The 12,712-nt window shown below is 31.0% G+C and carries 8 protein-coding genes; all 8 read left to right on the plus strand.

Features of this window, described 5'->3' with window-relative positions:
- Position 1 precedes the first annotated feature (1 nt).
- The 8 genes from BWZ22_RS11635 to BWZ22_RS11670 all read left to right on the plus strand — a co-directional run bounded on the left by BWZ22_RS11635 (position 2) and on the right by BWZ22_RS11670 (position 12,686).
- The gene (locus BWZ22_RS11635; RefSeq protein WP_076700175.1) at positions 2 to 1,252 is read left to right on the plus strand and encodes a S41 family peptidase; all 1,251 of its coding nucleotides are present in this window, start codon (positions 2 to 4) and stop codon (positions 1,250 to 1,252) included.
- A gap of 5 nt (positions 1,253 to 1,257) precedes the next feature.
- Complete coding sequence (locus BWZ22_RS11640) at positions 1,258 to 1,881, plus strand: CatB-related O-acetyltransferase (RefSeq protein ID WP_076702479.1); 624 nt, start codon at positions 1,258 to 1,260, stop codon at positions 1,879 to 1,881.
- A gap of 301 nt (positions 1,882 to 2,182) precedes the next feature.
- Positions 2,183 to 2,761: an RNA polymerase sigma factor gene (locus BWZ22_RS11645; protein ID WP_076700177.1), complete on the plus strand. Its 579-nt coding sequence runs from the start codon at positions 2,183 to 2,185 to the stop codon at positions 2,759 to 2,761.
- Between the two features lie 109 nt (positions 2,762 to 2,870).
- Complete coding sequence (locus BWZ22_RS11650) at positions 2,871 to 5,423, plus strand: M14 family zinc carboxypeptidase (protein WP_076700178.1); 2,553 nt, start codon at positions 2,871 to 2,873, stop codon at positions 5,421 to 5,423.
- A 144-nt stretch (positions 5,424 to 5,567) separates the two neighbouring features.
- Positions 5,568 to 6,785 (plus strand): FecR family protein, encoded by a 1,218-nt coding sequence (locus BWZ22_RS11655; protein WP_076700180.1) that lies wholly within the window; start codon positions 5,568 to 5,570, stop codon positions 6,783 to 6,785.
- A gap of 22 nt (positions 6,786 to 6,807) precedes the next feature.
- Positions 6,808 to 10,245 carry a SusC/RagA family TonB-linked outer membrane protein gene (locus tag BWZ22_RS11660; protein WP_083692319.1) on the plus strand — a complete coding sequence of 1,146 codons (3,438 nt, stop codon included), beginning with the start codon at positions 6,808 to 6,810 and terminating at the stop codon, positions 10,243 to 10,245.
- Positions 10,246 to 10,249: 4 nt separating this feature from the next.
- A complete protein-coding gene (locus BWZ22_RS11665) occupies positions 10,250 to 11,755 on the plus strand; it encodes a RagB/SusD family nutrient uptake outer membrane protein (protein ID WP_083692321.1) in 1,506 nt (501 codons plus the stop codon).
- 34 nt (positions 11,756 to 11,789) lie between these two features.
- On the plus strand, positions 11,790 to 12,686 hold the full coding sequence (locus BWZ22_RS11670) for a LamG-like jellyroll fold domain-containing protein (RefSeq protein ID WP_076700184.1): 897 nt from the start codon (positions 11,790 to 11,792) through the stop codon (positions 12,684 to 12,686).
- The last annotated feature ends 26 nt before the right edge of the window (positions 12,687 to 12,712 follow it).

Genomic DNA, 12,712 nt, shown 5'->3' on the forward strand with positions numbered 1-12,712 from the left:
TATGAAAACTTTTCAAAACATAGCACTAGCCACTTTTTGCTTTATGGTATTGAGTATATATGGAGCAAAAGCCCAGTCTGATACCAAAATTAATTGGAAAGAAGATTTAGAAATTTATAAGTCTTTATTAGAGCAAAAGCATATTAATTTATATCATGCAGTTGCTAAGGAAGTGTTTACTAATGAGTGGGAAGAAATCTATGGCAATATAAATTCCTTAGAAGATTTAGATGTTATCACAAAATTAATGCGTTTAACAAGACGTATTCATGATGGGCATACATCAATATCCTTAAGCAATGTTTCGTGGCATCAATTTCCTTTTGAAATAAAAAATATTGAAGGAAAATGGCGTGTGGTTAAAACTCTAAAAGCATATGAGCATTTGCTTTATGCCAGTTTAGAGTCTATAAACAATATCCCAATTCAGCAAGTAGCAAAACAAATTTCAGAAGTAGCCCAATTTGTAGAAAATAAATATTCTTTAAAAGAGCGAACAGGTAGTTATTTAACCACAGCAGAACTACTTTTTAATCTAAATATTATAGATGATTTGCAGACTGCTAACTTTAATTTTTTAGATAAAAACAATAAAAAGATGTCTCTTCCCTTGCATACGGTAGAAAAAGAATATTGGTATAAACAGCCTAATTTAAGTGAAGTAGTGTTACAGGTTTCTCAAATAAAAAAGCCCATAGATAGGAGGTCTGATTTGTGGTATGCCCCCATTTTAGAAACCAATGCATTGTATATAAACTTCAAATCATATCCTACGTTTGAAGTTATGCAACGTATAGGAGAACAATTAGTGGGGTATATTCAAGAACATAATATTAAACAAGTTATTATTGATATGCGTGAAAATGGAGGAGGCGATTTATACGTCGGCACCGTTTTAGCTTATGCCTTAAACTTAGCCGATTCTATAGATTGGGAACATGGAGTCTATGTGCTAACCAGTAATCATACTTTTTCCGCAGCTACGAGTAATGCGGCACTTTTTAAACAGTTGTTAAATGCAAAAATTGTTGGTCAGCCAACAGGTTCAAACCCCAACGGATATCAGGATATGGATACGTTTACTTTACCAAATTCTAAATTGGTTGTAACCTATTCCAAACGATTATTTAGGTTATCTGAAATACAAAATACAGCCTTAATACCAGATATTTTTATTAATCAAAGCGAAGCAGATTTGTTGTTGGGAAAAGATACCGTTTTGGCAACATTAATTAATAAGATAAAAAATTAAATATGATGAAAGTACCAAATCCTAACACGTTGTTTCCTCTAGAAAACTATAACAGATTATGCTTCTTAAAAAATATCATTAAAAACCCCAATATTTTGGTGGGTGATTATACATATTATGATGATTTTGAAGATGTTAATAATTTTGAAAAAAATGTAAAGTATCATTTTGATTTTATAGGAGATAAACTTGTAATAGGAAAGTTTTGTATGATTGCTTCGGGGGTTCAATTTATTATGAATGGTGGTAACCATTTAACAGAGTCAATTAGTGCGTTTCCTTTTGCTATTTTTGGAGGTGATTGGGAAGGTGCTATGCGTGGAAAAAGTTATCCGTTAAAAGGTGATATCATAATTGGAAATGACGTGTGGATTGGGCATGATGCCACAATAATGGCAGGTGTTAAAATAGGTGATGGTGCTATAATAGCATCAAAATCAGTTGTTACAAAAAATGTAGAACCGTATGCTATAGTAGGAGGGAATCCAGCTAAATTAATAAGAAAAAGGTTTGAAGAAGAAAAAATAGAAGAACTATTGCGTTTACAATGGTGGAACTGGAATATTAAAAAAATTACTGCTAATGTGCAATACTTAACTGGTAAAAATGTAGATGCTTTAAAAGCATAGTCCTCAAGTAAATTTAGTTTTAATGTTCATATAAAAGCGATTTAAGAAGTTACTTAAATCGCTTTATGCTTGATGAAATAGGTAGAAAACCAATTAGCTCTAGTACTATAATTATTTACTACTTTTTAATTTCTGAAATTTACAAACTAAGTATAAATAATTTAATTAGTTGTTTTTTGTGAAATGTTATTGTAGATGTAATTTTTTTAGTGTTATTTTAATTTTAATGAGAATAGTGCAATGATTTTTTGATTTCTATTCAAATATTGTACTTTTGATAGTTCAAAATTCATTTGGCTAATTGAAAAAATCTTTAAACTCTCATAATAATTCTTCTCAAAAAAGTCATAGTAAGTTATGGTCTTCATACATTAATGGCGATCAAGAAGCTTTTAAAATTATATACAATTATTACTACCAAATGTTGTATAATTTTGGGAAACGTTTTTTAAGCGCTTCTGAAGTTGAAGATTGTATCCATGATACCTTTTTAAATATTTTAAAGTACAAAGAATCTTCTTTAGAAGTAAAAAATGTAAAAGCTTATTTGTTTAAGTGTTTTAGAAATCAGGTTTTTAAAGTTAAGAAAGACACACAATTAGAATTTGATTTAAATGAAGGAACAATTGCGTATGAAGAAGATAGCCAAGACAAAGAATTAATTTTAAAGCAATTAAAAAAAATAATAAAAGAATTAAGCCCTCGTGAGCGTGAGATTGTTTACCTAAAATATTTTCAAAACTTTAATAATATTGAAATTTCAGAATTGCTTGATATTAATTATCAAACAGTTAGAAATATTTTAGCAAACGCAATAAAGAAGCTCCGTGTCCTTGGAGAGAATTATATAGAATTACTTTTTATGCTGTTCAATGAATAAAATTTACTTTTTTAACATTTAACTTATAGTACATTTATTGATTTGGTGCTCTATTTAAATATATAACGGATTTTTTAACCGATTTGTAAAAAAAATAAATAAGTACTAAATGAGTAAAATTTCTAAATTAACAGCTATGGTATTTCTTTTAATGAAATCCGTAGTTTTTTCACAAGACTATTATTTTGAAGATTTTAAACCATTTAACCAAAATATTCCAAGTCCAGAGGAGTTTTTGGGTTATGCCATAGGAGATTCCTATACAAGGCATGATTTGGTAGTAGCCTATTTTAAAAAACTTGCAGAACTTTCAGATAGAGCTTCATTTCAAGTTCTTGGTAAGACACACGAAAATAGGCCGCTTGTAATGTTAACAATTACTTCAGTTGAGAACCATAATAACTTAAATTCAATAAAAGAAAAGCACTTACAAGTAGTTGATGAAAATAAGGATATTACAGATTTTACAGGGCTTCCAGTTTTCATTAATTTAGGATATAATGTTCATGGAAATGAGCCTTCAGGAACAGAAGCCGCTTTATTGGCAGCATATACCTTAGTAGCTTCAGAAAGTTCTGTTATAAAAAATTACCTTAATCAATCGGTTTTATTTATAGAACCAACAATTAATCCAGATGGTAGAGATCGATATGCTAATTGGGCAAACTCATATAAAGGTAATCCTTTAATTGCAGATAAATATGATATTCAGCATAACGAACAATGGCCTTACGCCAGAACCAACCATTATTTATTTGATTTAAATAGAGATTTGTTGCTTGCTGTTCATCCAGAAAGTAATGCTAGATTAAAGTGGTTTCATGAGTGGTATCCTAATGTGGTGACAGATTTTCATGAAATGGGAACAAACAGTACGTTCTTTTTTGAGCCCAAACAGCCATCAGCGTCATTACATCCAATTACACCTGCTGAAAATTGTGAGGTTTTAAACACTGCATTTGCCAAAGATTATGTAGCAGATTTTGATAGCATAGGTTCTTTGTATTTTACTAAAGAAAAATATGATGCTACCTATCCAGGATACGGTTCAACCTATGGTGATTTGCAGGGATCATTATCATTACTATTTGAACAAGGAGGCTCTAAAGGACATGTTCAAGAAACCGATACTGGAACTAAAACCTTTGCTTTCACAATTAGAAATCAATACGTAGGCACCATTGCCACCATAAAAGCGGCGGTAAAAAACAAAGCGTTGTTGTATGCATACCAAAACAAGTTCTTTAGAAATTCAGTTACAGATGGGGAAAAGAGTAAGATAAAGGCCTATGTTTTTGGTGATAATTATGATAAAAATAGAAATAAAGCTTTTGTAGACTTACTGTTAAAGCACAAAATAAATGTTTATCCAGTAGAAAAGGATTTAAAAGTAGACGATAAAACTTTTAAAAAAGGATATTCTTATGTGGTACCAACAGCTCAAAAAGAATATTTAATGGTTAGAACCATGTTTGAAACTCATAGAAAATATAGAGATAGTGTGTTCTATGATGCCTCTTCTTGGTCTATGGCCAATTTCTATAACATGAAGTATAAGCCACTTACAAAATTACCTGTTTTAAAAAATAAAATTACAGAGCAAAGTAATATTGTAACTACTAAAAAATTAGAACCTAGTAATTATGCTTATTTAATACCTTGGGATGATTATTATGCACCAGCTCTTTTAAATAAATTACAAAATAAAAATATTGTTGTTAAAACAGCTCAAGAACCATTTTCTATAAATACTAATACAGATGTAAAGTCTTTTGATAGAGGAACTTTATTGGTGCCTGTTGGTTTGCAAAGCTGTAATAGTGAAGACCTATTTAAAACGCTTAATGATTTATGTGGGGTTTATAATATTCAGGCTTATTCTGTTAATTCAGGTTATAGTGTAACGGGTATAGATTTAGGAAGTTCAAATTTTGCAACTTTAAAACAAGCTAAAGTTATGATGCTTGTTGGTTCTGGCGTATCTGCTTATGAGTCTGGAGAGGTGTGGCACTTATTTGAAGAGCGTATGCAAATGCCAATAACCAAAGTTAATAATAACATGTTTGGAAGAGTAGATTTAAATAGGTATAACGTATTGATTTTGGTGTCTGGTAGCTATAATTCGCTCACAAAAATTAGTTATGATAGAATAAAAAAATGGGTAGCTCAAGGTAATACACTTATTACTATTAGAACAGCAAGTAGTTGGGTTATTAATAACAAAATTGTTAATGAGAGTTTTGTTAAAACTGTAAAAGATTCTGTAGTTCCAAGGTTAAATTATGCCGATAAGAGAGGAACGCTTGGGAAACAAAGAATTGGAGGCGCTATTTTTAATGTTGATTTAGATATTACACATCCAATTGCTTACGGATATCATGATCAAAACATTCCAGTTTATAAGAATAATACAATTTTTATAGCACCAAGTAAAGATAGATTTTCTACAGTAGCTAAGTATACCCAAAATCCTCATATTGATGGATTTGTTTCTCAAGAGAATATAGATAATTACATTACAAAATCAGCTTCTATTTTAACAAGTAAAATTGGAAAAGGTAATGTAATAATGTTTGCAGATAATCCTAATTTTAGAGGAGCTTGGTATGGTACTAATAAATTATTTATGAATGCTGTGTTTTTTGGCGGTATTATAAAATAAATAAAAATCGTTATTTGTTGCGAATAATCTAATATTTCAGACTAAACAATAATTTTTTTTTGTTAAAATTCTTAAAATTAACAAAAAAAGTATAGTACAAAATTCAAATATTAACTCATAAGTATAACAAAAGGAAATAAAACAATGTCAAGTTCAGAAAAAAATACCCTTCATGATTTGCTAAATAATGATAGTTTCATTGCATGGGTAATGTCTAATTTTAAAACAAATGATGGGTATTGGTCTTCATTTGAAGCAGACTTGAATAAATCAGAAAAAGCAGTATTCAATAAAGCAGTTAACATATTAAAAAAATTAAAAACACTTAATATAGACGATTATAAATCGAATCTATCAGAAGATTTTATTAAGAAACAATATGATAAGTTGATAGATGATTATAACACTACTGTTGTTAAAAAATCAAAAGTGTTTAAACTTAACAGCTTATTAAAGTATGCTGCTGTATTAGTTCTTTTAATTTCAATTGCAGGTTTGGTATTTTTTACTAATCAGTCAAATAAAAACCTTGCCAGTAATTTAGTTGAAACAAATTATAATCCTTCAGAATTACTGTTACAAACACCAGATAATAAATATTACGTGATATCTAATGTTAAGGCAGAATCTTTATTAGACGAAAATGGTGTTAAAGTAAATATTGATACAGAAGGAATTAGTTTTATGTATACTGAAAATTCAAAATCAGTTGATGATGCAAAGTATAGAGTGATAGTTCCAAAAGATAAAAAATACCTTGTTACCCTAATTGATAGTACCAATGTAGAGTTAAACTCTAATACAACTATAACTTTTACAAACTCTGTAAACACAAAAGAACGACACATAGATTTAGAAGGAGAAGCCTTTTTTGATGTAACACATGATGAAAAACGTCCTTTTATAGTGCAATCTTCAGATTTAAAAATTCAGGTTTTAGGAACAGAATTTAATGTATCTAATTATAAAGCCAATGGCTACACCAGTACAACTTTAATTGATGGTTCTATAAACGTTTCAAACCAACAAGGAGAAAGCAAAATTATAAAACCAGGTAGTCAAGCAAAACTACTTCACAATCAAGGACATTTAATTGTTAAAAAAGTAAATGTACAAGAAGCGGTTTCTTGGACTACTAATAGAATGATTTTTGAAAATGAAACTTTAGAAAACATTATTCAAAAACTTAATGTTTGGTACCCTGAGAAATTTATTCTAAATGATGAAAATATTAAAAAATACAGGTTTACAGGTACCCTAAAAAAGCAAAACGATTTAACCCATTTTTTACAAATGCTTAAATACACACAAGGAATTAGTTATCAAATTAATGATGACGAAGTAACCCTATTTTTTGAGTAACTAAATAACTATAATCTTATTTATGAAGAACAATTTAAAAACGACACATTTTAAAAGATTAAAGAAACCAATATTAGTTTTCGTTTTTGGTCTTATTGGTGCATGTGCATTTTCAGTAAATGTTTCTACTGTAAATGCCATGAATCAGAACAAAATGAAATCACTATCGGTTAATCAAGAACTAACAATTCAAGAACTATTTAATTTAATTTCTAGTAAAACAAGTTATGATTTTTTCTATAGCAGCCAATTAGAGGAGTTAAATGAGAAAGTTTATATAGATATAGAAAACGCTTCTGTATCTCAAATTTTAGATATAGCATTTAACAATTTGAGTATAGAATATACCATTAAAGGTAATGATATATTAATAAGAAAAAAGGAAACCAGTTTATTATCGCAAAATAAAATAAAAGTAACAGGCGTAGTTTATGATGATTTAGGTACACCATTACCAGGTGTAAACATTATTGTTAAAGATTCAAACATAGGTGTTACAACAGATTTTGACGGGGTTTTTACTATAAACGTTTACCCAACAGATGTATTATTGTTTTCATATATGGGTTTTCAAACAGAAACAATTCCTGTTAATAATAAAACGTGTTTAGAAATCAATTTAAAACCAGATACTAATGTGCTAAATGAAGTAATAATTTCTGGTGTTGCCTCAGGGACTTCTCGTAAAAAAATGTCTGTTTCGGTAGCTAAATTAAATTCTGAAGTTTTAGAGAAAGCTCCACAAACATCAGTATCTTCTTCACTTCAAAGTAAAATACCAGGTGTTACTGTAAACTCATTTAGTGGTTCTCCAGGAGGAAGTTCCAATATTGTTTTAAGAGGTTCTACATCTATTAGCGGCGGTAACAGTCCTATGATTTTGGTAGATGGTGTAATAATGGGAGGCTCTCTAGCCGATATTAATGTAGATGATGTAGAAAGTATTGAAGTGGTAAAAGGAGCAGCTGCATCATCGCTTTATGGGTCGCAAGCAGCAAATGGTGTTATAGTGGTAACTTCAAAAAGAGGAAAAAATTTAGAAGATGGTAAAACAACAGTAACTATTAGAAATGAATTAGGATTTCAAAGAGTTGCTAACCTTCTAGATTTATCTACTTCACATCACTATCGTCTTGACCCTACTTGGTTAGAAACCGATACTTATACTAAATACCAATTTGTAAATTATCCAGATGATTATGTTTCTGGTTGGGATCCTAGAATTACAGGAAACCGAGTTGAAAAAGATGATCATTATCAAGATATGCCATACAGAGTAAACAATGATTTACAAAAAGAAATGTTTACAGATGGTACTTATATAACCAACTATATTGGGGTTGGTCACAAATCTGGTAAAACTAATTTATACACATCTTTTGAAAACAATAAAAGTGAAGGTGTAGTTATTGAAACAGGCGGATATCAACGCCAAAGTTTTAGACTTAATATAGATCATGCCATTTCAAAAAAATTAAATTTATCTGCTAGTAATAATTATATCAGAACAGATAACGATTATTTAGGTGGTGGAACATCTGCCTTTTTTGAAGTGGCCTCTACAGAACCAGATGTAGATTTATTTCAAAAAAATGTTGATGGACAAGAATATAATTTCTATCCAAACCAATGGAATACCCAATTTGCAAATCCTTTGTATGACCTATGGAAAAAAGAAAGTACTGCAGAAAAAAGTAGATTTTTAGGCTCGTATGATGTGAACTACAAAATGAATAATGTTATTAGTTTTAAAGCATCTTACGCATTTGAACTAGAACACTTTAATAATAAAATTTTATCTCCTAAAACAACAATTAGCGATTTATTGCCCAATTATATAGACCCAAATGCAGATCCTTTAGAGGTAGATTATGCAGACCCTATAACAGTAGCATATACAGGAGGCGCTTTGAGTAAAAGAAATTATAAAGCACTAAATGAAAGTTTCAGGTTTACAATTAATTTTAAGAAAACATGGGGAGAACTAGATTTTAATGGAAAATTAAGCTATTTAAACGAAGACAGTCACTTTGAAAGCGTAACAACAAATGGTACTTCTTTTGTTTTAAATGATTTCCCAATATTTGACAATTTTGATCCAGAAACTATTGATGCTACAGATTATACCAGAGATATAAGAGCCCAAAACTATTTTGCAATTGCCTCTTTTGTATTTAAAGATAGGTATATTTTAGATGGGTTGTTTAGAAGAGATGGTTCTTCGCTTTTTGGTGAAAATGAAAGATGGCAAAATTATTTCCGTGTTTCTGGAGCGTATCGTATTACTAAAGATTTACAAATACCAGGTGTACAAGAACTAAAAATTAGAGGAGCCTACGGAACATCCGGATTAAGACCAGGCTTTGGTGATAAAGATGAAACTTTTTCATTAAACGACGGAATAGCAACTAAAAACACCTTAGGTAATAAAAATCTAAAGCCATCAAGGTCGGCAGAGTTAGAAGTTGGTATAGAGGCTTCGTTTCTTAAAAAATTAAGATTAGAAGCTACATACTCTAACACCAAGGTAACAGACCAATATTTATTAGCACCATTAGCGTCTCATGCAGGTGGATTTCCCTATCAAAATGTAAATGCAGGAGAACTAGAAAGTAAAACATTTGAAGCTGTTTTAGATGCTCAAATAATTTCTAATGAAAAGTTTAGTTGGAATGCAGCCATTACTTTTGATCGTACCAGACAAAAGATTACCAAATTAACAATACCAGAATATAGAACAGGTCCAAGAAATACCTTTAGAATAAAAGAAGGAGAAACTTTTGGAACCATGTATGGAGTAGATTTTGTTAGAACCCTAGAGCAAATGGAACAACAACTTCCAGAGGGAGATGACATTAATAATTACTCTGTAAATAGAGATGGTGTTGTAGTATTAACTAGCGATATAGGAACTGTAGATGAAAAACCGTTTGTGCTTACCGATGAAAGTGGAGCGGAACTAGTTCATAAAATTGGAGACATCAATCCAGATTTTAATTTAGGTTTAAACACCTCGTTCAGTTACAAAAACATTTCGGCTTATATGCTGTGGCAATGGAAACAGGGAGGCGATTTGTATAATCATACAGCCCAATATTTAGTAAGAGATAATCGTCTTGGTATTATAGATCAAATTCACACCAAGCCAGAAAATAAGAAAACGGTTAACTATTATCAAGCACTGTATGATGCAGATGCTATAAACGGTTTTTGGGTAGAAGATGCAACGTATGTAAAGTTAAACGAAGCTTCTTTGTATTACACATTAAACAAAAAATCTAAAGGTTTTAACGTAGACTATATTGAGGAAATAAAAATAGGTGTTATTGGTAGAAATCTCTGGACAATAACAGACTATACAGGTTATGACCCTCAAGTAGGATCAGACGGATTTCTTTTTGATGATTTTGGATATCCAAACTTTAGAAACTACTCAATATCTGTTCAAATAAAATTTTAATGATATGATGAAAAGAAAAACATATAACTATTTTTTATTGGTATTAACGGGCTTACTTTTTAATAGCTGTAGCGATTTAGAGGTAGAAAATTACAATGACCCAGATAGAGAGGTAGTATTATCAACATCCGATGGTATAAGAAGTTTAGCTTCTGGATTATTTAATACTTGGTTTACCCAAGAGCAACATAATTTTGGGTCTCCTGGTCCTGCTATGTGGGTTATGGCAGATTGGGGCACCGTAACATTTGCAAATTACGGTACGCTAGATATGAGCCAAGAACCAAGAATTTTTATGGATAATTCGCCTTCGTATGCATACCATTCCAACATTAGAAATTATTGGCAGTATATGTATAGAGTTGTAACAACAGCTAATGATGTACTTGTAGGTATAAATAACGGAGTGCAAATAGGGGATGATGGTGAAGAAACAGAAATGGTTAAAGGTTTTGCCTATTTTATGCAAGGTTTAGGTAATGGCTATATAGGTTTGGTATTTGATAAAGCTTTTCCGTCAGACGAAGACACAGATTTGGCTACACTAGAAGTTACAGATTATCAAACATCAATAACCCTAGCTATTAATCAGTTAGAAAAAGCAATTCAGGTTTTTGATACTAATGAATTTACACTTCCATCCGATTGGATTAATGGCAATGCTTTTACGAACGAAGAAATGTCAAAATTAGCACATTCATTCATTGCTCGTCTTTTGGTTTATTCTGCAAGAAATGAAGAGGAAACAAACGCTATAGATTGGGAAGAGGTTTTATACCACGCAGAAAAAGGAATAACAGAAGATTTTAATGTTGAAGGAGATGGCAATGCTTCAGACAGAAAATGGATGTCTTGGTACAAGTATTATATGGCAAGAACAGGTTGGGGTAAAGTTGATATGCGAGTAATTCATATGTTAGACGAATCTATCCCAGCTAATTGGCCAGAGGGCGGTATAAATGATTTACCAAATGATGGACGTATAGTTTCTAATGATCAACGAGTTCAAACAGATTTTCAATACGATTCATCAAATAGCAGACCAGAACGTGGCACCTACAGATGGTCTACCTACAGGTATTCTAGATTAGATAGTTGGATAAATGCCAATTTTTTTGCTCCAGTTATCATGATGCGTAAAGCAGAAATAGATTTATTTAAAGCAGAAGCTTTATGGCGTTTAGATAGATTTGATGAAGCTGCAGATGTCATTAATTTAGGAACTAGAACAACAAGGGGTAATTTACCATCAATATCTAATGACTCAGAAGAAATTGAAAGTGCAATAATATATGAGCGTACCATTGAACTCCCATTAACCGGTATGGGAATTGAATACTTTGATATGCGTAGAACAGGGCAATTACAAGATGGGTCTTTGTTGCATTTTCCCATTCCAGCACAACAGTTAGAAATATTATCAGAACCGTTTTATACCTACGGAGGAATAGACCCTCAGTACGGTGTTCCTAATCAAGATGTAGCTATTAACGGTTGGTTTAAACCTTAAAAATAAATTATACTAAAAACAAAACTTGAAAAATATGAAACTATTTACATTTATAGCTTTTTTTGTAACCTTTGGCAGTTTAGTGTTCACTTCTTGTGAAAGAGAAGCGCTGCCCGTATACCCCGGAACCATTGTACAAATTGATACAGTCTTTGTAGAAGGTGCTAACTTAACATACCCTACATTTACAGGGTCTGATACTAGTGGAGATAGATTTTATGCGTTCAGCGGCTCTAGTTCTACAGACTTTAGTTCTATGTCTGGTACAGATTGGACGTATGAACTTTGGATTAAAGTAGATCCAGACGCTTTAATTGGAGATCCAAATGAACCATCCGGACAAACCGCAGGTGGTGCATCTATTAGTGAACGTTCTAGAAATTTTGAATTGTATTTAATTGAAGATAGTAATGCCGATTATGCCATTAAATATAATAGATTAGATGATGATAATTTACCACTGGGTACTATGGAATCTTCAAATTCTGGAATCAACCTTAAATTTGATGAGTGGGTACATGTAGCCATATCTCGATCTTCAACAGATGGTTTAGCAAAATTCTACATAAATGGTACATTGATTGATTCTAGCTCAGATCCTCTTTGGATACAACCTGTAAACGATACTTGGTTAGATTTTAATTATATGTATAGAGGTGGCAACATGAATTTCTTTAAAGGCTCTTTTGATAATATACGTATATCATATGTAGATAGATATCCTACCGAGTTTGAACCAGACCAATTTGAAAGATTTACGGTTGATAATAATACTTTTTTACAAATGGATTTGGATAATAACCTTACACCTTTTGATCCCGTAAGTGACTATGATAAAGTAGAAATAAAAGGCGTTTATTCATATTACATTCAAGTAATAAATACAGTTTTTTGGACAAGTGAAGATTACGTGCTTCCGTCAGACGACTAGATAATTAAATAAATGTAAAACACTGG

The organism is Seonamhaeicola sp. S2-3 (genome assembly GCF_001971785.1).
Classification (GTDB): Bacteria; Bacteroidota; Bacteroidia; order Flavobacteriales; family Flavobacteriaceae; genus Seonamhaeicola.

Excerpts from the sequence above, each read along its gene's own strand:
- BWZ22_RS11655 (WP_076700180.1), top strand. The coding sequence starts at position 5,568 with ATGTCAAGTTCAGAAAAAAATACCCTTCATGATTTGCTAAATAATGAT.
- BWZ22_RS11670 (WP_076700184.1), top strand. The coding sequence starts at position 11,790 with ATGAAACTATTTACATTTATAGCTTTTTTTGTAACCTTTGGCAGTTTA.
- BWZ22_RS11640 (WP_076702479.1), top strand. The coding sequence starts at position 1,258 with ATGAAAGTACCAAATCCTAACACGTTGTTTCCTCTAGAAAACTATAAC.
- BWZ22_RS11650 (WP_076700178.1), top strand. The coding sequence starts at position 2,871 with ATGAGTAAAATTTCTAAATTAACAGCTATGGTATTTCTTTTAATGAAA.
- BWZ22_RS11660 (WP_083692319.1), top strand. The coding sequence starts at position 6,808 with ATGAAGAACAATTTAAAAACGACACATTTTAAAAGATTAAAGAAACCA.
- BWZ22_RS11665 (WP_083692321.1), top strand. The coding sequence starts at position 10,250 with ATGATGAAAAGAAAAACATATAACTATTTTTTATTGGTATTAACGGGC.
- BWZ22_RS11635 (WP_076700175.1), top strand. The coding sequence starts at position 2 with ATGAAAACTTTTCAAAACATAGCACTAGCCACTTTTTGCTTTATGGTA.